The sequence below is a fragment of the Streptomyces sp. NPDC029122 genome, assembly GCF_055569445.1.
Genome location: NZ_JBVHWK010000047.1, coordinates 1 through 19163 on the forward strand (window position 1 = coordinate 1; position 19163 = coordinate 19163).

Sequence of the window (19163 nt, forward strand, 5' to 3'; positions counted from 1 at the left end):
CCCCCCCCACCCCCCCCCCCCCCCCCCCCCCCCCCCCCCCCCCCCCCCCCCCCCCCGCCCGGGCTCCTCTGCCTTTCGGCAGAGGAACGGATCCACCGCGAGGCTCACGCCGCCGCGGGCGCCGGCATCAATACTGGTCAGCGTGGTCCGCATCCCCTTCTTCCGCCGTCCCGCCCGCAGCGTCCCGTCCGGGGCCCTGCCGTCCGGGTGCGCGCGTACGGCGGCCGGGACCGCCGGCGTGGCCCTGCTGGGGCTGGGCGTGTTCGCGGCCGTCGCGGCTCTCGGGCTCGTGCGTCACCCGTCCCTGCAGCTGCTGGTGATCCTTCTCGGCGCCGGGCTCTTCCCGCTGCGCGGCCGGTTCCCCGGGCCGGTGCTGCTGGCGCTGGCCGCCCTGACCGGGCTGGCGAGCGGTGTCGGACCCCTCGCGGCGGTGGCCGCGTACGCCCTGGCGCGGCGCACCGCCGTGGCCCGGCAGCGGGCCCGGCTGCTGGCCGCGGCGGGCTGCCTCCTCGTGGCGGTGGCGACGGCGGCCGCGCCGGCGGCCGGTCCGGGTCGGGTGCCGTACGGTCTGGCACTGGGCCTGGTGCTGGCCCCGACCGCGGTGATCGTGCCGGGGCTGGTCGGTACGGCGCAGGGGCAGCAGCGGCGCCTGGTACGGGCCCTGCGCGAGCGCGGGGACGCGGCGGAACGGGCGCGCCGGGCGGCGGACAGCGAGGCCCGCACCCATGAGCGTTCGCGCATCGCCGCCGAGATGCACGACCTGCTCGGGCACCGGCTCAGCCTGATCTCGCTGCACGCGGGCGGGCTGGAGATGGCCCTCGGCCGGGCGGACCCCGAGCTGCGCGAGGAGGCCGTCCTGGTGCGGCGGACCACCCGCGACGCGATGCGCGAGCTGCGGCAGGTCCTCGGGGTGCTCGGGCCGCTGGGCCGGGACGCCGGGCCGGACGTCCTGACGGCCGCGACGGGCACCCGCGCCGACATCGCGGCGCTGGTGGCGGAGTCCCGCGACGGCGGGGTCGCCGTGCGGCTGGACTGGACGGGCCCGGACCTCGACGCCCGTCCGGCGGCGGTGCGCCGGGCGGCGCACCGGGTGGTGCGCGAGGCCCTGACCAACGTCCACCGGTACGCCCCGTCGGCGCACGTCACCGTGAGCGTCACCCACCACGGGGAAGCGGTACGGATCACGGTGCGCAACGGGGCGCCGCCCGGGCCCGCCGTCGCCGGCGCCGGGGACGCGGACGTGGGCACCGGGCGCGGGCTCACCGGCCTCAGGGAGCGCGTGGAACTCCTCGGCGGAGCCTTCGACGCCGCCCCGCTGCCCTCCGGCGGGTTCCGGGTGGACGCGGCCCTGCCGGCGGAGCCCGGTGACGCCCTCGTCCCGGAGCCGTCCGCCGGCCCGTACACCGCCGGGCCGGACGCCACCGCTCCCGGCCCTCGGGGCGCCGGCTCCGAGGGCGGCGCCGCGAACACCCTGACGCTGGCCCTCGGTCTCGGGGCGCTGTGCGTGCTGATGGCCCTCGGGACCGCCTTCGTGTACGGCAGCGCGCCCCGGCGGGACGCGGGACCGCGCCCCTTGCCCCGGGTCGGCATGACGTACGCGGACGTGACGGGCCTCGGCGTGGTGGACAACGCGGCGGTCCGGGCCGCCGCCACCGGGCACGAGCCGCCGCGTCCCCCCGGCACGGCCGGCTGCGTCTACCCGTTCAACGGCGCGACCGAGGCCCGTCCCGGCGGGCTGCTGGTGGCCCGCTACTGCTTCGACGCCGGACAGCGTCTGACCGCCATCGACCGTTTCACCGTCCCGTCGGTCCGGGACGCCGCACCCTGGGAGACCCCGTGACCGAGACCGACCGGCCGATCCGCGTCCTGCTCGCCGACGACGAGACGATGATCCGGCACGGCGTACGCCTCATCCTGCGGCATGCCGGCGGCATCGAGGTCGTCGCCGAGGCGGCGGACGGGAGGCAGGCCGTCGAACTGGCCGCCGTCCACCACCCGGACGTGGCGCTGGTCGACATCCGGATGCCGGTGCGCGACGGGCTGGCGGCGATCGCGCCGTTGCTCGCGCTCGATCCGGCGCCGCGCGTGGTGATGCTGACGACCTTCGGTGACGACGACAACGTCGTCCGGGCGCTGCGGGAGGGTGCCGCCGGGTTCCTCCTGAAGGACGAAGGGCCGCAGGAGCTGATCAGCGCGGTACGGGCGGCCGCGGCGGGTGACGCCGTGCTCTCCCCGGGCGTGACCGGGGCGGTGATCTCCCGGATGCTGGGCGCCCCCGATCCGGGGTCCGCCGACGGCGCGGACGGGGACGAGCGGCTCGCCCGGCTCACGGGCCGCGAGCGGGACGTGCTCGCGGCGCTCGGCGAGGGGCTGTCGAACCAGGAGATCGCCGCCCGGCTCGGCATCGGGACCGGCACGGTGAAGACGCACGTGGGAGCGATCCTGGACAAGACGGGTTCGGCGAGCCGGGTGCAGGCGGCGCTCCTGGCGCACCGGACCGGGCTGGCCTCCTGAGTCCCTGCCCGGGGGCGGAGGCGGCGGCCCGGACCTCTGCCCTTCGGCAGAGGAGCACGGGCCCGGGCCGCTCTTTCGGCAGAGGCCGACTCGGGCCTTGAGGCCGATGTCCGCGCAGGTCAGGGCCGTGAGGATGGATGTGTCCCCGGCGCGCGGCAGGTTCTCGCGGGCCGTCGTCCTCCAGGTGGAGCATCCATGTCGCACGCGTTTCCCTCCTCCCCCGTGCCGTCCTTCGCCGTGCCTCCCGCGGCCGTGCCCCCCGGGTCCGCGGACGCCGTCGAGCCGGCCGCCCGCGCGACCGGGCTGACCAAGACGTACGGGAAGGGCGGGACCCGGGTCACGGCGCTGGACGCGGTGTCCGTGGAGTTCGCGCGGGGCCGGTTCACCGCGGTCATGGGACCGTCCGGTTCCGGGAAGTCCACGCTGATGCACTGCATGGCCGGCCTGGACACGGTGACCTCCGGTTCGGCGCGGATCGGCGGGGTGGAACTGTCCGACCTGAACGACCGGCAGCTGACGCGGCTGCGCCGGGAGAAGGTCGGTTTCGTCTTCCAGGGCTTCAACCTGCTGCCCACGCTCACGGCGCTGGAGAACATCACCCTCCCGCTGCGGCTCGCCGGGCGACAGCCCGACACCGCGTGGCGGGACACCGTCATCGCCACCGTCGGGCTCGCCGGCCGGCTCGCGCACCGGCCGGCCGAACTGTCCGGGGGTCAGCAGCAGCGCGTCGCCGTGGCCCGCGCGCTGGTCTCGCGTCCGGAGATCGTGTTCGCCGACGAGCCGACCGGCAACCTCGATTCCCGTTCCGGCGCGGAGGTACTCGGTTTCCTGCGGGACTCGGTACGGGAGCTGGGCCAGACCGTGGTGATGGTCACCCACGATCCCGTCGCCGCAGCCCATGCCGACCGCGTGGTGTTCCTCGCCGACGGCCGACTCGTGGACGAGTTGCGGGAGCCGACCTCCGGCGCCGTCCTGGACCGGATGCTCGCCTTCGAAGCCCAGGGCCGTGCCCGCTGACCGGCGCCCCCGTCCCCCGATGCCGACGCCTTCCGAAAGCCCACCCATGCTGCGAACAGCCCTGCGCAACGTCCTCGCCCACAAGACGCGCCTGATCATGACCGCCCTCGCGGTCTGTCTCGGAGTCGCGTTCATCTCCGGCTCGCTCGTCTTCGCCGACTCCACCACCGCCGCCTACCGCGCCTCCATGGCGCGCAACTACTCCGGCATCGCCGTCACCGTGGAGCCGAAGCACCCCGTGGGCGCCCCCGCCGACGAGCGCGTCGGCGTCCTCGACGACGCGCTCGTGGCCAGGCTCGCCGCCGTACCCGGTGTCGCCTCGGCCCGTCCGGCCGTCGACGGGTCGGTGACCCTGGCCACCAAGGACGGCTCGCCGCTGCGCGCCGCCAACGCGATGGGGAAGCTGGCCGCCGCCTACGTCCCCGGCGCCGACGGCACGGACGCCCGCTACCCCCTGACGGCCGGCCGCGCGCCCCGCGACGGCGGCGAAGTGGCCCTGGACCGGGGCACCGCACGGGCCGGCTCGTACGCCCTCGGTGACACCGTCACCCTGGCCTCCGACGGCCCCGTGCTGCGGCTGCGGCTGGTCGGCACCGTCTCCACGGACGACACCCGGGTCACGTCCGGCGGCACCCTCGCGGTGTTCGACAGGGCCACCGCCCAGAAGCTCTTCGCCGCCCCGGGCCGTTACACCGGGATCGACCTGTCCGCCTCGCCCGGCACCGACCCGTTCGACCTCGCCCGGCGGGTCGGGGCGTTGCTGCCGGCCGACCGCGCCGAGGCCACCACCGCGGCGGCCAAGGCCCAGCAGCAGTCCGTCTTCATCGGTGCCACAACGCGCGGCCGTTCCCGGCTGCCGCTGGTCTTCGCCGTGGTGTCCCTCTTCATCGGCTCGTTCCTCATCATCAACACCTTCACCATGCTCATCACGCGACGGACCCGGGAGATCGCGCTGCTCCGCGCGATCGGCGCCACCCGGCGCCAGGTGGTCCGTTCCGTGCTCGCCGAGGCCGCCCTCGTGGGCCTGCTCGCCTCCGTGACCGGATTCGGCCTGGGCCTCGGTGTCGCCGCCGCGCTGCCCCACCTGCTCGGCACCGGGGAAGCCCCGCTGCCCGGCGGCCCGTTGGTGATCGGCCCCACCCCGGTCATCGCCTCCCTCGCCGTGGGCGTCGGCGTCACGGTCCTCGCCGCGTGGCTGCCGTCGCGCCGCGCCGCGCGGATCGCTCCCGTCGAGGCGATGCGCACCGCCGGGCAGCCGCCGTCCGCGAAGCCGTCCCGGATCCGGGGGGCGGCCGGTGCGGCCGTGCTGCTGGCGGGTGCCGGCCTGCTGGTCTCCCTGGGCGGCGCGAAGGACGCCTCGGACGAGAACCTGCGGACCGCGATGGTCGGCTGCGGCGTCCTCGTGACCGGGCTGATCGTGCTGGCTCCGCTGCTGGCGGGTCCGGTGATCCGGTCGATCGGCCGGATGACCCGCGGGGCCGGCGTCGTGGGCGTCCTCGCGAAGGACAACGCCCTGCGCGATCCCCGGCGTACGGCCGCCACCGCCGTGGCCCTGATGATCAGCACGGCGCTGGTGACGGGGCTCGCCGTCATCGGGCACTCCTCCAGCCGGGCCCTGGACTCCCAGGCGGCCGCCGGTCTGAGCGCCGACTACGTCATCGGCACCCGCAACACCACCACCGCCGTGGACGATGCCGCCGTCCGGCGGATCGCCGCCGTCCCCGGTGTCGCGGCCGCCTCCGCCGTGTCGGACTCCGTCATCACCGTCGGGGGCGGGGCCGGGCAGGTCTCGGGCGTCGAACCGAAGAGCGTGGGGGCCGTCATGAAACTCCGGTTCACCAGCGGCTCCGCCGAGGAGATCGGGCCGGGCCGGATCGCGGTCTCCAGCGGCTTCGCCCGGGACCACCGGATCGGCACCGGTGACCGGATCACGGCGGCCATCGGTCCCGGCCGGGGTGATCGCGACCGGCCCTACACGGTCGTCGGGATCTACCGGGACAACCCCACCGCGCAGGACGTGCTCGCCGACCGCGGCGATGTCCAGCGGTACGGCTACCTGCGCGACTCCGTGCAGCGCGTCCTCGTGGCCGCCGGTCCGGGCGGTGCCACGGCCGACCTCGGGAAGCGGCTGCGCGCCGCCGTCGACCACAGTCCCCTGCTGAAGGTCCAGAGCCGAGCCGAGCTGGTCCGGGAGCAGGCGGGCGTCGCCGGTGACCTGCTCACCATGGTGTTCGGACTGCTCGTCATCGGGGTGGCCATCTCGGCCCTCGGCATGGTCAACACGCTCGCCATGTCGGTCGCCGAACGCACCCGGGAGATCGGCGTCCTGCGCGCCATCGGCATGGACCGCACCGGGATCCGCCGTATGATCCGCCTCGAGTCCCTCACGGTCGCCGCCTACGGCACCCTGCTCGGGCTGGCCGGCGGCCTGTTCGGGGCGTGGAAGGTCAGCGGACTGGCCAACGGGGCCATCCCGCAGTACGCCTTCTCCCTCCCCTGGGGCACCCTCGCCCTCGTCGTCCTCCTCTCCCTGGCCGTCGGCGCCGCGGCGGCCGCCCTTCCCGCCCGACGGGCCGCCGCGCTCAGCCCTCTGCACGCCGTCGCGGACGCGTAGCGCCCGTTCCACGGGGTCTGCCGATTTGGATCTTCCGCTGACGGGATCCAGCCGTCCTGGTCGGGAACGCACCTTGCGCACGGGACCGCTGACGGACTGGAATGCCAAGGTCAGGGCCCGTCGCCGCGCACCACGAGCCGCACGGCGCCCGGTCCGGAAACCGGCACGGAAGGAACCGCATTGGCATCCCTGCTCGACGGCTGCACCCCCTGGCCCGGGGAATGCGTCGACCGCTACTGGGCGGCCGGTCACTGGGGCGGCAACACGCTGGACAACCTGCTGCGCGGGTGGGCCCTGCAGTACGGGCCGCGGACCGCGCTGGTGCACGGCGGCACCCGCGTCACCTACGCGCACCTGAACCGGCGCGTGGACCGCATGGCCGCCGGGTTCCGGCTGCGCGGACTGCGGCCCGGTATGCGGGTCGTCGTCCAGCTGCCCAACGTGCCCGAATTCGTCGTCACCGTGTTCGCCCTGATGCGGGCCGGCGTGGTCCCCGTCCTCTGCCCGGTCACGCACCCCGCGTCCGGGGTGCCCGAGCTCGTACGGGTCACCCAGGCCGTCGGGTACGTCGGCCCCGGCACGTACCGGGGCTTCGACCACACGGCGATGGCCGCGGACATCGCGGCCCGGTGGCCCTTCCTGCGGCGGGTGTTCACCTATGAGCCGCCGGGGACCGAGTCCCCGTACGGCGGTATGACGACCGACCCGTCGAACTGCCAGTACGCCCCGCTGGGTTCCATCGACGCCGCACCCGAGCCGGCGCTGCCGCTGAGCGCCGACCAGGTGGCGTTCCTGCTGCCCGCCGACGGTGACGGGGGCGCGCCGCGGCTCGTTCCGCGCACCCACAACGACTACGCCTACCAGGCGCGGGCCGCGGCCGAGCTGGTGTCGCTCACCGAGGACGACGTGTACCTCGCCGCGCTGCCCGCCGGGTCGGCCTTCGCCTTCGGGTGCCCCGGCGTCATCGGCACGCTCGGCGTGGGCGGCACCGTCGTCCTGGCCGACGGGACGGACCCCGCCTCCTGCCTCCCGGCCGTGGAGCGGGAGCGGGTCACCCTGACCTCGCTGCCGCCGGCCGCCGCCGAGGCCTGGCTCGACGCGCTCGCCACGGTCCGGGCCGACGTGAGCAGTCTGCGTCTCGTGCAGATCGGCGGCGCGCCCCTGTCCCGGGCGACCGCCGAGCGGGTGGAGCGCGAACTGGGCGGGCGGCTCCAGCAGGTGTTCACCCTGGCCGAGGGGCCGCTCGTGCTCACACGGCCCGGCGACCCGGACGAGTCCGTGCTCACCACGCACGGCCGCCCGCTGTCGCCCGACGACGAGGTCCTCATCGTCGACGCCGACGGCGGGAACGTGCCCGACGGGGAGCCCGGCGAACTCCTGGCCCGCGGCCCGTACACCGCGCGTGGCTACTACCGGGCGGCGCACGACAACGCCCGCTCCTTCACCGCCGACGGCTACTTCCGCACCGGCGCCCTGGCACGGCGTACGGCGACGGGCGACCTGGTGGTGACGGGCCGCCCCGAGCGGTCCCCGGCGGGCTGACGACGGCCCCGGCGGGGCGGGGCGGCGTCCTCCCTGCCGAGGTGCCGGCTCCGGTCCCCTCCCGCATCATGAGTGCTGTGCATGAGCCACCGCGGGAACCGGTCTCCGTGTCGGTCGTGGTGCCCGTCTTCAACGAGGAGGAGGCCCTGCCCGTTCTCGCGGCGCGGCTCCGGCCCGTCCTGGACCGGGGTGAGGAACCGTACGAGGTCCTCGCCGTCGATGACGGCTCCACCGACCGGACGCCCCGCGTGCTGGAGGACCTGCGCCGTGCGTGGCCCCAGCTGCGCGTCGTGACCCTCCGGCGGAACAGCGGCCACCAGGCGGCCCTGACCGCCGGACTGCACCGGTCCCGGGGCTCGTACGTGATCAGCATGGACGCGGACCTCCAGGACCCGCCGGAACTCGTCCCGGAGATGCTGGCCCTGGCCCGGGCGGACGGTCTGGACGTCGTGTACGGCATCCGGACGGACCGCTCCGCCGACACCGGGTTCAAACGCCGGACGGCCGCCGCGTACTACTGGCTCATGCGCCGCCTGGCCGGCTCCCACGTACCCGCTCAGGCCGGCGACTTCCGCCTGCTGTCCCGAGCCGTGGTGGAGACCCTGAAGACGCTCCCCGAGCAGCAGCGGATCTACCGCCTGCTCATTCCGTGGCTCGGCTTCCCCGAAGGCCGGATCACCTACCAGCGCGGGGAGCGGGCGGCCGGGACCACCAAGTACCCGCTGCACAAGATGGTCCTCCTGGCCCTGGACAGCATCACGAGCTTCTCGGCGGTCCCCCTGCGCCTGGCCACGGCGATCGGCGCCTCCAGTCTCGTCGTCTGCCTCGCGTTCCTCGTCTGGGCCCTCGTCGCCCATGCGAGGGGGAGCACCCTGCCCGGCTGGACCTCCTTGATCATCACGGTCCTGTTCTTCGGGGCCGTCCAGCTCTTCTGCGTGGGCATGCTCGGCGAGTACGTGGCCCGCATCTACACGGCGGTCCAGGGCCGGCCCATCTACCACGTCGCCCGCGACACGGAGGACGAACGGCGGTAGGCCGGACGGTCACACCAGGACTCCCGAGAAGAACATCGCCCCCAGCAGGGCGTACTGGAGCGCACAGCAGGCCAGCAGGGGCACCTGGATCCAGCGGGGCGCCCGCGCGACCAGGACGAGCCCGACGAACATCTGCGCGTGATTGCGGTACCACGACATCTCCGCACCCGCGAGGAACGGCACGAGGAACACCGCCTCCGTCAGGACCAGGGCGGCCCATTGCCCGGCGTCGAGGCGGCGGCGCCGCACGAGCAGGGCGGCGGTCGTCGCCAGGACGAGCAGGGCGAAGGCGGTGTTCAGCCACAGCTGCGTCCGGTGCGCCTCGAGGGCGTGCTCCACCAGCGGCGGAAGGTGTCCCTCGGGCGTGTACCAGTCGCGGAAGGGGAAACCGTACGCCTTGCCCATCTCCTCGAAGGGCTGGTGCAGGCCGCCCTGTCCGTAGCTGGATTCCTGGATGATCCCGTACGCGTCCCAGTGGCCCGTGGCCTGCCACATCAGCCATTTGGCCCAGAGCACTCCGCAGCCGGCGAGCGCGGCCGACGATCCGGCCTTGGCGAACCGCACCGGCCACGTGTCGCCCCGCCACGCGAAGAAGGCGCTGGAGAGCAGCATGCCGACGGCGACGGCACCGACGGGATGACAGGCGGCCGCCACGAAACCGCCGGCGGCGACGACCCCCCAGGACCCGCGCCGCACTCCGGCGGTACAGACCAGGAGGGCCAGGGTGCCGGTGGCGACGGGGAAGGCGGCGTGCAGGTAGACCCCGCCGGGGAACACCGTACCGATGGCGAGGGTGAGTCCGGTGGCCCAGGTGAGCCGGGCACCGAGCAGCCGCCAGAGCACCACGAACATGCCCAGCAGGGACACTTCGGTGAGGACGACCGCGGAGAGCTCGTAGGAGAGCCCGGTGGCCGACACCGCGCGGACCGCCATCGGGTATCCGGGGAACCAGGCGACGTTTCCGCACATGACATCGCGGAAGTCCGGATAGCGGTCCCGGCACCAGAACATCTCGTAGCCGGTGCGGGCGATGGACAGGTAGTGCGCGGAGTCCCAGCGGCTGCGGCCGCCGGTGGACCAGTACGCCACCGCCGACCCGTCGGCGGAGACCGATGCCTTCGCGACCATCCAGGTGAGGAGGTTCGAGACCAGCCACGCGACGACCGGCGCCCACAGGGCCCGGCGCTTCTCGCGGCCCGCCGGGCGGGTCGGTTCCACCATCTCCAGCCCCGCGATCGTCTCGTCGGCGGTGCCCGGCACCGCCCGGGGCGGTCCGTATCCGCCGCACGGCCGGGCCGGGCGGAGGAGACCTGGCGGCCGTACGGTGCCGTGCTTCACGGTCAGTCTGGCGAACGCCTCGCGCGGGTGCATCCGGAGGCGCCCCCAGGGGTCACGCCTGCCGCACCGGCCGGCCTCCCCGGACCCGCCGGTCCTCCGCACCGCCGAACGGGCGAAGGCCTCGGCCAGGCCGTCGGGCCCGCACCCGCCGGGCGGCACGTGCTCAGTGGTTGACGAAGGTGAGGCTGGTGGCGTCGTACCGGGTGCCCGCGATCCGCTCCGCCGGCGCGGCGGCCTCGATGGCGGCGAGGTCCTCGGGGGACAGCTCCACGGCCAGGGCCGCGACGTTCTCCTCCAGGTAGCGCTGCCTCCGGGTGCCGGGGATCGGAACCACGTCGTCGCCCCGGTGCTGGACCCACGCCAGGGCGAGCTGCCCGGTGGTGATCCCCTTCGCCGCGGCCAGTTCGTCCAGCCGCGCGACGATCGCCAGGTTCCGTTCGAGGTTCCCCTCGGCGAAACGCGGCTGCGTGCGCCGGATGTCGTCCTCGGCCATCCCCTCGACCGAGCTGTACCGGCCGGTGAGGAAGCCCCGCCCGAGCGGGGAGAACGGCACCAGCCCGATGCCGAGCTCACGGCAGAGGGGGGCGATCTCCGCTTCCAGGTCCCTGGTCCACAACGACCATTCGCTCTGCAGCGCGGCGATCGGGTGGACGGCGTGCGCCCGCCGGATGGTGGCCGCCCCGGCCTCGGACAGGCCGAGGTGGCGGACCTTCCCGGCCTGGACGAGTTCGGCCATGGCCCCGACGGTCTCCTCGATCGGCACCTTCGGGTCGACCCGGTGCTGGTAATAGAGGTCGATGTGGTCGACGCCGAGGCGTCGCAGCGACGCCTCGCACGCCTCCCGCACGTAGGCCGCGTCACCGCGGATGAGGGTAGGCTCGCCCAGCCGGTTGGCGAAGCCGAACTTGGTGGCCAGCACCACTTCGTCGCGGCGGCCGGCGACGGCCCGCCCGACCAACTCCTCGTTGTGGCCGAATCCGTAGAAGTCGGAGGTGTCGAGGAGGGTCACACCGAGGTCGAGGGCGCGGTGCACGGTCGCGATCGACTGCGCGTCGTCCGGCGTGCCGTAGCCGTGACTCATGCCCATGCATCCCAGGCCCTGCGCGGAAACCTTCAGACTGCCCAAGTGCCGGGCGGGTACGCCGTTCATGCCGCTTCCTCCTGATCTCGGAACATCATCGGACCTGGAGGCTAGGTGTTGGAGCGCACTCCATGTCAACCGCCGGCTGCCGAGCGGCGGCCGTCACGGGCACGGAGCACAGCGCACGGCAAAAGGCCCCGGTCTCCGTGAGGAGGCCGGGGCCTTGATCGAGCGCTGGGCAGGCCTTGCACCTGCATTCCCCCACGGGAAGTGGGGTGTCTTTCCTTGGACCACCAACGCCGGTCCCACCACCGTGTTCCGCGGCGGCGAGCTCGAGATCAACTATAGCGCAGCCCCGCGGCTACGACGCCCCGTGGCCGCGGTCGTGCCCGCGCTGGGCGCCGCGCCGGGCCCGGACCGCGCGAGGGACCGTTTCAGCCGCCGAGGCCGCGTCCGGTCGTCACGTCCACGTGGTCCGGCACCTCCTCGTGACGGTCACCCACGCTCAGCGTGCCGGAGGGCTCGAACAGGAGGAGCGCGGCGCCCGACGGCGCGGAGGGCTTGTGCTCGGTGCCGCGCGGGACGGTGAACACGGCCCCCCGGGGGAGCAGGACGGTGCGCTCTCCTCCGGGCTCGCGCAGGGAGATGCGCAGTTCGCCGTCGAGCACCAGGAAGAACTCGTCGGTGTGGTCGTGGGCGTGCCAGACGTGTTCGCCCTCGACCTTGACGACGCGGACGTCGTAGTCGTTGACGCGGGTGACGATGCGGGGGCTCCACAGGGCGTCGAAGGAGGCCAGGGCCGTGCTCAGGGAGATGGGTCCGTTGCTCATGGGCTCATCCTGAGCGGTTCCGCGCGAGGGCCGTGAGTGCTAGGAATCGCAGATGCCGAAAGAATCCCCGCACCCCCAGCGCCCGGCGGGCGTACACCGGGTCGTCGTGATCGTCGACGAGAACTCGAACCCCTTCGAACTGGGCTGCGCGACCGAGGTCTTCGGGCTGCGCCGGCCCGAGATCGGCCGCGACCTCTACGCGTTCGGGCTCTGCTCCCCCGAGCCCCGGACGCCGATGCGGGACGGGTTCTTCACGCTCACGGGGGTCGCCGGGCTGGAGGCGGCCGACACGGCGGACACCCTGATCGTCCCCAACCGCCCCGACGTCGAGGTGCCCCGCCGTCCGGCCGTCCTCGACGCCGTCCGGCGGGCGCACGCGCGCGGTGCGCGCCTGGTCGGCTTCTGCAGCGGGGCCTTCACCCTGGCCGAGGCGGGAGTGCTCGACGGGCGCCGGGCCACCGCGCACTGGCAGTGGGCGGACTCCTTCCGGGCCCGGTTCCCCTCCGTGCGCCTCGAACCGGACGTGCTGTTCGTCGACGACGGCGACATCCTCACCGCCGCGGGGAGCGCGGCCGCGCTCGACCTCGGTCTGCACCTGGTCCGCCGCGACCACGGCGCGGAGGTCGCCAACGCGGTGAGCCGGCGGCTGGTCTTCGCGGCGCACCGGGACGGCGGCCAGCGGCAGTTCGTGGAGCGTCCGGTCCCCGACCTGCCCGACGAGTCCCTGGCGCCCGTGCTGGCCTGGGCCCAGGAACGGCTGGACGCACCGCTCACGGTCTCCGACCTCGCGGAGCGCGCGGCGGTGAGTCCGGCGACACTGCACCGCCGCTTCCGGGCACAGCTGGGTACGACGCCGTTGGCGTGGCTGACGGGGGAACGGCTCGCCCTGGCATGCCGGTTGCTCGAGCGGGGCGAGTCCCGCCTGGAACTGGTGGCGCGGCACAGCGGGCTCGGCACCGCCGCCAACCTGCGCGCGCTGATGCGCCGTGAGACGGGCATCACCCCGTCGGCGTACAGGCGCCGGTTCGGGCCGGAGGCGGTGTGACGGCGGCCGGGCGTGCCTACAATGACTGAATGATCTTCATTGTGGTGAAATTCGCCGTCAAGCCCGCGTACGTGGACCAGTGGCCGGAGAAGGTCGCGGAGTTCACCCGCGCCACCCGTGCCGAGCCGGGCAACCTGTGGTTCGAGTGGTCCCGCAGCCTCGAGGAACCGGACACCTACGTCCTGGTCGAGGCGTTCCAGGACGACGCGGCCGAAGCACACGTCACCTCCGAGCACTTCGCGGCGGCGCTGGAGACCATGCGTCCGATGGTCACCCGCACGCCGGAAATCGTCAGCACCACCATCGAGGGGGCCACCGGCTGGAGCCAGATGGGCGAGCTCCGGATCGACTGAACCGGCCCGCTGAACCGCCCCGGGCGCCCCGGCGCCCCCGGCCGACCGCCCGGACGGACGGACGCGGCAGACTGTCCCGGTGCTGATCAGACGAGAAGGACCCGCCGACCTCGCCGCCGTCCGTGCTGTGACCGTCGCCGCGTCGTACAAGCCGCGCGAGGCGGAGCCGGTGGAGCTGCGGCTGCTGGACGCGCTGCGCGAGGGTGCGGACTGGATCCCGGCGCTGTCGCTGGTGGCCGAGGACGAAGAGGGCGCGCTCGTCGGGCACGCCGCGTGCAGCTGGGGCCGGATCGGCACCCTCCGCGTCCCGAACCTCAGCCTGCTCGGCGTGCACCCCGCCCAGCGACGCCGGGGCGTCGGGACGGCCCTGGTCCACGCCGCGCTGGCCGCGGCGGACGGTCTCGGCGCGCCGATGGCCGTCGTCCTCGGCGACCCCGGCTTCTACGGCCGGTTCGGCTTCCGGGCGAGCACGGAGCTGGGGGTCGTCGGGGAGGAGCCTGCCTGGGGGAACATGTTCCAGGTCCGCGCCCTGTCCGCCCACGACCCGTCCGTGCGGGGCGAATTCACCTACCCCGCCGCTTTCGGGAGCGTCTGAGGCGCCATTTCTTCCGCTTGGCCGTGAACCAGTCGGTGTGTTTCCCTGTGCCGGTGTTCGAACCTACGCAGCAGCACGGTGACGACCGCTGGATCTTCGGCCTGGAGGAGATCGGGGCGTCCGAGAAGGATGCCGACGGGGTGCTGCGACGGGTCCGGCCCGAGTACGGCCCGACGGTCATCCGACCGCCGCTGGGCACGCCCGGGGCGTTGGCCGAAGTCGCCGAGGAGCTCGTCAACTGCCTCGGCCCCCACGACTGGATGCAGGGGTTCGTGCTCGGTTGGCTGGAGCTGGAGGCGGGCGACACCGACACCATCGGGATCGAGTCGTGCCGGCTGGAGCGGGAGTCCGCGGACCGGATCAGGATGGTCCCGCACTACGGCCAGTGGGAGCCGTTCTCGGCGGCGGCGGCGGACGTCCGCCGGATGATCATCGACGCCGCGCACTTCCTCACCACGGAGTCCCGCCGCCCGCTGCCGAGCTGGCGCGTCCGCCGGCTCGGCACTCGGGACCGGCTGTTCGCCTGGGCCCCCGTGCTCAGCGAACCGCCGCCTCCTCTCTCGGCGCCGTAGGCCCGCTCCCCGCCTCCGGGCGGGGGCGGCGCAGGGGGCGGGGGGACCACCAGTTGGCGCGGCCCAGGAGGGTCATGGCGGCGGGGACCAGGAGGCAGCGCACCAGCGTGGCGTCGACCACGACGACCAGGGTCAGCGCTGTCGCCAGCTGTTTCATCACCAGCACCTCCCCCGTCGCGAAGCCGGTGAAGACGATGCACATCAGCAGCGCCGAGGAGCTGATGATGCGGGCGGAACGCTGCACGCCCGCCTCCACGGCCAGGTCGTTGCCGGCGCCGGCGCGGTAGAGCTCCTGGATGCGGGAGAGCAGGAACACCTCGTAGTCCATGGACAGGCCGAAGGCCAGGGCGAACACGACCACCGGCAGCCAGTAGCCCAGGCCGCCCAGGGTGTGCACGCCCAGGAGCCCCGCGCACCAGCCGTCCTGGAACACCAGGACGAGCGCGCCGAACGAGGCACCGAGGGACAGGGTGTTCATCAGGATCGCCTTCAGCGGGAGCAGCACCGAGCCGGTCATCGCCAGCAGCAGGACGTAGCTGGTCAAGGCGATCAGGGCGGCGGCGCGCGGCGCGTGCTCGACGACCTCGGCCCTGAAGTCGGCGTCGAGCGCGGCCCGTCCGGTCACCCATACGGGGAAGTCCGCCGGGCGGTCCGCGCGGAGCCGCTCCACCAGCCGGGTGGCGGTGGCCGCGTCCTCGTCGGGGACGGGTACGAGGCGGACGACGGAGACCCCGGGTCCCGCGGCGGTGGCGGGTTCGATCCGCTCCACCTGCGGTGCGGCCGCGAAACGCTCCGCCCACGCCGTCAGCCGGGACGGGCCGGTACGGGCCACGACCACGACGGCGTCGGCGCGGTGCTGCGGGAACCCCTCGGTGACCAGGTCGGCGAAGCGCCTCGCCTCGGTGCCCGGAGGGAGTTGCAGTTCGCCGACCGGGCTGACGAGGTGGACCCGCAGGAAGGGTGCGGCGGCGGCCAGCAGCAGGACCCCGACCCCGACGGCGACGGCCGGGGCGCGCCGGCGGGTCCAGCGGGCCAGCGCCGCGAAGGCACCCTCGTCGGCCTCCCGGCAGGCCCGGGCCCCGATCCGCTTCCCGCAGGCCGTGAGCAGTGCGGGGGTCAGGGTGACGGCGGCGGCCAGCGACAGCAGGACGGTGCCCGCCGCGGCCAGGCCGACGGAGGCGTAGAAGTCGCTGGGGAAGGCGGCCAGCCCGCTGAGGGCGGCCGCGATGACCAGCGCGGCGAACAGGACCGAGCGGCCCGCGCTGCCCATGGTCCGCACCACCGCCTCCGGGACGTCGTGGCCGGCGGCGAGTTCCTCCCGGAAGCGTCCGACGGTGAGCAGCGAGTAGTCCACGGCCAGGCCCAGGCCCACCATCGTGGTCGTCGACAGCACCGGGGAGGTGAGGTCGTACCAGCGCGACAGCAGCAGGAGCCAGAGCATCCCGGTGCCGATCGTGGCGACGGCGGCGAACAGTGGCACGGCGGCCGCCGCGAGGCCGCCGAACAGGAGGTACACCACCCCCAGGGTCACGGGCAGGGTGATCAGTTCGGCGCGCCGGGTGTCGGCCAGGGTCCGCGCCGCCACCTCGGCGCGCGCCCGGTCGCTGCCTCCGAGCGTCACCGCGGCGCCGGGCAGGGCCCGCTGCACGGCGCGCAGCCGGGCTTCCACGGCCCGTTCGCAGCGTCGGCGGTCCTGCCCGGCCGGCTCCCGGTCCAGCCGTACGGAGAGCAGCACGGCCCGCCGGCCGGCGGCGTACGCGCCTTCGGTGAGGGGGGTGACGGCGTGTACGCCGGGGACGGAGGCCAGGTCGCGGCGCGCCGCGGCGAGTTCCCGGCGGAGGTCCGGGTCGGTCACCGGCACGCCGGACACCACCGCGTCGATCTGGCCTCCGTAGGGGCGGACGCCGTCCAGCAGCCGGTTGCCCCGCACCGATTCGTGCGCGGCCACGCTCCAGGGCCGCCGGTCCAGGCCGTCCGCCACCGGTCCGGCGGCGGCCGCCCCGGCGGCGAGGAGCAGCAGCCACAGCAGCAGCACCGGCACGTGGTGGCGTACGCAGATCAGGGCGAGCCGGGCGGGCACCGTGCTCAGGCGGCGCATCGGCGGCCTTCGGCGAGGTAGGCGGAGCCGATGGTGACGTCGCCCGGTTCCCGTACGGTCAGCCGGACGAAGCCGTCCTCCCGTCTCCCCCGCATCGGTTCGAGACAGCCGGCGTCCGCAGTCAGCCAGGGCGAGTCGACGATCCGTACGGTCACCGTGCCGGGCCGGGGCACGCGGACGGTGATCCCGGCCGCGCCGGAGCTCCGTACGGTGGCCGGCGGGTCCACGAGGGGAACGGCGTCCCGGACGCGGTAGATCCGCCAGTTCCGGTCCCGCCACACCGGCTCCAGGTACGCGGGCGCGCCGGTGACCAGGGCGTGTTCGGCCTCGGAGGCGGCGTCGGGCGGGCCGTCGTGCAGGACCACGAGGCCCACGGCCCAGTGGTCGAGCCAGGCACGGTAGGCGTCGGGAGCGAGGCCGTCGGCCCCGTAGAAGAGGCGGCCGCGTTCCACGTCCGCCTGCCGGTTCCAGCCGCGCGCCAGGGTGACGTACGGGGCGAGGACGGCGGCCTCGCGGTGGCTGCGCGCCATGACGGCCTCCACCCGGGTGCGGTCCGCCCCGAGGCGGCCGAGCTGCGCGAGGACCCCGTCGGTCTCCGCCGCCCACGCCGGGACCCGTACGGTATCGGCGAGGTGGGCGGCCGTGTTCCCGCCCGTCCAGAGCAGGCAGAGGGCGAGGCCGGCCCCGGCCAGGGCGCGGCGTACGCGGCCGGACGCCGACGCGGCGGCGAGGAGCAGGGCGGGCGCGGCGAGGCAGCCGAGCCGCTCGACGTTCGTCCCCATCGGGGAGGGGACGGCGTACGTGAGCACGACGGCGGCCGCGTACAGCGCGGCGGTGCGTCTGACCCAGGGCCAGCCGCGCGGCGCCGCCGCGAGGACGGCCAGGGACATCAGCAGCGGCGGCCAGATCCGCTCCGACGGCATGGGCTGTTCGCCACGGAAGGGGAAGAGCCAGGCCGTCAGGGCGAGGACGGCGCAGGGCGGCAGGAGCAGGACGGCGGCTTCGGCGGCCCGGCGGCCGGGCGCGGGCGGGAGCGCCGTGCCGGTCAGGAGGAGGAAGAGCCCGGCGACGGGGCTGGCCATCGTGGCGAGGGCGGCGCAGAGTGCGGTGGCGGTGAGCCGCCCGGCCCGGCCGCCGGACGGCCGGCACTGGACTCCCAGTACGGCCGCGAGTCCGAAGGCGGTGCCCAGGACGAAGGTCGTACGCCCCGACGCCGCCTGGCACCACAGGGCGAGGGCCGCCGCCAGCGCGGGCCGTTCGGGCGACCGGACTCCGCTGCGCGCGCACAGCAGTCCGGCGAGCCAGGTGGCCGCCAGCCCGCCCGCCACGGTGACCGGGACCACGCCGAAGGCGGCCATGGCGTAGGGCGAGAGGAGGCTGTAGGCGGCGGTGTGCAGCCCGCCGTGCCAGGCGAGGTTGTAGGCGGAGCCGGGGTGGCGGGCGGTGAAGTCCGCCCAGGCCGTCTGGGCCGCGAGGTCCCCTCCGCCGGTCGCGAGGACCGACACCCACACGGCGTACAGCGGCAGCGCGCAACCGGTCGCGGTGAGCGCGGCCCTGACGGTGAGGGGCAGGGCGGCGGGCGGCCGCCGGGCCAGGGCGACAGAGGTCATGGGCGGCTCCGGTCGTGGCTGCGCGTCGAGGGGGGGGCTGCACCTTCCAACGACGGGCGGCGGCCGGTGTGGCGATGTACCGGTCAGGGGCACCCGGTCGGCGCCCTGGGGGGCGCGGCGGCGGGGGGCGGCGCTCTGCCGTTCGGGTGACGCACCGCCACGTCCCCGGCCCTGTTCCCGTTACAAGGGCGGATCCCCCGATCCGGGGCTCGTTTCCGCTACAGCGAAGGAAAGTTCTCGAATGCTGAAGAAGATGATGGTCACCGCAGCAGCCACCGCCGCCGCCGTCGGCGCGGGTGCCGCCGTTGCCGCTCCGGCCATGGCCATCGGCAACGACAACGGGATCAACACCGTCAACGGCAACGGCGCCCAGCAGATCTACGGCAACCAGAAGACCACCGGCGACCAGAGCCCCCAGCTCGGCCTGGTGCAGGGCACCCTGAACAAGCCCTGCATCGGTCTGCCCGCGAAGGTCAACGTCCAGTCGCTGCTCGCCCTGGTCAACGTCGGCGTCCAGGACATCAACGTCCTGTCCAACCCGCAGAACCAGCAGTGCACCGAGAACTCCACCCAGGCCAAGGGCGACGAGCCGCTCTCCCACATCCTGAGCAACATCCCGGTCCTCTCCGGCAACCTGTCCGCGGGCAGCTGACCTCCGGCTACCGCTGCTGAGCGGGCCGGCCGTGGACGTCCGCACGAACACCCACGGCCGGCCCATCCGCGTTCCCCGGGGCGCCGGGTGCGGGGTTCCCGAAATCCCCGTGCCGCTCGGGCCCCGGGACGGGCGTCCCGCGAGCGCATGACGAAAGGCCCCGGTCTCCATGACTTGGGTTCTAGGAGTCGTCGCAACACCCCAGCTCAAGGGGTGCGATGGAGTTCGAGATCCGCAAGGTGCGGACGGTGGCCCAAGGCCGTAGGAA

General features: G+C 74.5%; 16 protein-coding genes. 11 read left to right on the top strand and 5 right to left on the bottom strand.

Going from position 1 to position 19163, the window contains the following annotated elements; genetic code table 11:
• The first annotated feature begins 142 nt into the window (after positions 1-142).
• From ACZ4WZ_RS33015 to ACZ4WZ_RS33040, 6 genes are all read left to right on the top strand, one after another.
• Complete coding sequence (locus ACZ4WZ_RS33015) at positions 143-1840, top strand: sensor histidine kinase (protein WP_467896683.1); 1698 nt, start codon at positions 143-145, stop codon at positions 1838-1840.
• Entirely contained in the window at positions 1837-2514 is a 678-nt protein-coding gene (locus ACZ4WZ_RS33020; RefSeq protein WP_467896685.1) for a response regulator, read from the top strand. Before ACZ4WZ_RS33015 ends, ACZ4WZ_RS33020 begins: the two co-directional genes overlap by 4 nt.
• Before the next feature lie 195 nt (positions 2515-2709).
• Entirely contained in the window at positions 2710-3531 is an 822-nt protein-coding gene (locus tag ACZ4WZ_RS33025) for an ABC transporter ATP-binding protein (protein ID WP_467896687.1), read from the top strand.
• A 46-nt stretch (positions 3532-3577) separates the two neighbouring features.
• Entirely contained in the window at positions 3578-6145 is a 2568-nt protein-coding gene (locus tag ACZ4WZ_RS33030) for an ABC transporter permease (RefSeq protein WP_467896689.1), read from the top strand.
• A 180-nt stretch (positions 6146-6325) separates the two neighbouring features.
• Positions 6326-7687 (top strand): AMP-binding protein, encoded by a 1362-nt coding sequence (locus ACZ4WZ_RS33035; RefSeq protein WP_467896691.1) that lies wholly within the window; start codon positions 6326-6328, stop codon positions 7685-7687.
• 68 nt (positions 7688-7755) lie between these two features.
• Positions 7756-8721 carry a glycosyltransferase family 2 protein gene (locus tag ACZ4WZ_RS33040; RefSeq protein ID WP_467896693.1) on the top strand — a complete coding sequence of 322 codons (966 nt, stop codon included), beginning with the start codon at positions 7756-7758 and terminating at the stop codon, positions 8719-8721.
• Positions 8722-8730: 9 nt separating this feature from the next.
• Here ACZ4WZ_RS33040 and ACZ4WZ_RS33045 read toward each other — a convergent pair whose 3' ends face one another.
• The 3 genes from ACZ4WZ_RS33045 to ACZ4WZ_RS33055 all read right to left on the bottom strand — a co-directional run bounded on the left by ACZ4WZ_RS33045 (position 8731) and on the right by ACZ4WZ_RS33055 (position 11970).
• Positions 8731-9981, bottom strand: a complete 1251-nt coding sequence (locus ACZ4WZ_RS33045) for a hypothetical protein (RefSeq protein ID WP_467896694.1) — start codon at positions 9979-9981, stop codon at positions 8731-8733.
• A 241-nt stretch (positions 9982-10222) separates the two neighbouring features.
• Complete coding sequence (locus ACZ4WZ_RS33050; RefSeq protein WP_467896696.1) at positions 10223-11209, bottom strand: aldo/keto reductase; 987 nt, start codon at positions 11207-11209, stop codon at positions 10223-10225.
• 365 nt (positions 11210-11574) lie between these two features.
• Positions 11575-11970 carry a cupin domain-containing protein gene (locus tag ACZ4WZ_RS33055; RefSeq protein ID WP_467896697.1) on the bottom strand — a complete coding sequence of 132 codons (396 nt, stop codon included), beginning with the start codon at positions 11968-11970 and terminating at the stop codon, positions 11575-11577.
• Positions 11971-12022: 52 nt separating this feature from the next.
• Here ACZ4WZ_RS33055 and ACZ4WZ_RS33060 point away from each other — a divergent pair, with 52 nt between their 5' ends.
• The 4 genes from ACZ4WZ_RS33060 (at position 12023) to ACZ4WZ_RS33075 (ending at position 14535) form a co-directional block, all read left to right on the top strand.
• Positions 12023-13015: a GlxA family transcriptional regulator gene (locus tag ACZ4WZ_RS33060; protein ID WP_467896698.1), complete on the top strand. Its 993-nt coding sequence runs from the start codon at positions 12023-12025 to the stop codon at positions 13013-13015.
• A gap of 29 nt (positions 13016-13044) precedes the next feature.
• A complete protein-coding gene (locus tag ACZ4WZ_RS33065; protein ID WP_467896700.1) occupies positions 13045-13368 on the top strand; it encodes a putative quinol monooxygenase in 324 nt (107 codons plus the stop codon).
• A gap of 79 nt (positions 13369-13447) precedes the next feature.
• The gene (locus ACZ4WZ_RS33070; RefSeq protein WP_467896701.1) at positions 13448-13963 is read left to right on the top strand and encodes a GNAT family N-acetyltransferase; all 516 of its coding nucleotides are present in this window, start codon (positions 13448-13450) and stop codon (positions 13961-13963) included.
• 53 nt (positions 13964-14016) lie between these two features.
• A complete protein-coding gene (locus tag ACZ4WZ_RS33075; protein ID WP_467896703.1) occupies positions 14017-14535 on the top strand; it encodes a hypothetical protein in 519 nt (172 codons plus the stop codon).
• Here ACZ4WZ_RS33075 and ACZ4WZ_RS33080 read toward each other — a convergent pair.
• Both ACZ4WZ_RS33080 and ACZ4WZ_RS33085 read right to left on the bottom strand, forming a co-directional pair.
• Positions 14501-16633, bottom strand: coding sequence for an MMPL family transporter (locus ACZ4WZ_RS33080; protein WP_467896704.1), 2133 nt, complete (start codon positions 16631-16633; stop codon positions 14501-14503). The genes ACZ4WZ_RS33075 and ACZ4WZ_RS33080 overlap by 35 nt on opposite strands.
• Positions 16621-18243, bottom strand: coding sequence for a hypothetical protein (locus ACZ4WZ_RS33085; RefSeq protein ID WP_467896705.1), 1623 nt, complete (start codon positions 18241-18243; stop codon positions 16621-16623). The genes ACZ4WZ_RS33080 and ACZ4WZ_RS33085 overlap by 13 nt, the downstream gene beginning before the upstream one ends.
• 241 nt (positions 18244-18484) lie before the next feature.
• Here ACZ4WZ_RS33085 and ACZ4WZ_RS33090 point away from each other — a divergent pair, with 241 nt between their 5' ends.
• Entirely contained in the window at positions 18485-18895 is a 411-nt protein-coding gene (locus tag ACZ4WZ_RS33090) for a rodlin (RefSeq protein WP_467896707.1), read from the top strand.
• Positions 18896-19163 lie beyond the last annotated feature (268 nt).

Coding starts and splice junctions, on each gene's coding strand:
- ACZ4WZ_RS33090 (WP_467896707.1), top strand. CDS start 18,485: ATGCTGAAGAAGATGATGGTCACCGCAGCAGCCACCGCCGCCGCCGTC.
- ACZ4WZ_RS33060 (WP_467896698.1), top strand. CDS start 12,023: ATGCCGAAAGAATCCCCGCACCCCCAGCGCCCGGCGGGCGTACACCGG.
- ACZ4WZ_RS33050 (WP_467896696.1), bottom strand. CDS start 11,209: ATGAACGGCGTACCCGCCCGGCACTTGGGCAGTCTGAAGGTTTCCGCG.
- ACZ4WZ_RS33030 (WP_467896689.1), top strand. CDS start 3,578: ATGCTGCGAACAGCCCTGCGCAACGTCCTCGCCCACAAGACGCGCCTG.
- ACZ4WZ_RS33040 (WP_467896693.1), top strand. CDS start 7,756: ATGAGTGCTGTGCATGAGCCACCGCGGGAACCGGTCTCCGTGTCGGTC.
- ACZ4WZ_RS33025 (WP_467896687.1), top strand. CDS start 2,710: ATGTCGCACGCGTTTCCCTCCTCCCCCGTGCCGTCCTTCGCCGTGCCT.
- ACZ4WZ_RS33085 (WP_467896705.1), bottom strand. CDS start 18,243: ATGACCTCTGTCGCCCTGGCCCGGCGGCCGCCCGCCGCCCTGCCCCTC.
- ACZ4WZ_RS33080 (WP_467896704.1), bottom strand. CDS start 16,633: ATGCGCCGCCTGAGCACGGTGCCCGCCCGGCTCGCCCTGATCTGCGTA.
- ACZ4WZ_RS33065 (WP_467896700.1), top strand. CDS start 13,045: ATGATCTTCATTGTGGTGAAATTCGCCGTCAAGCCCGCGTACGTGGAC.
- ACZ4WZ_RS33055 (WP_467896697.1), bottom strand. CDS start 11,970: ATGAGCAACGGACCCATCTCCCTGAGCACGGCCCTGGCCTCCTTCGAC.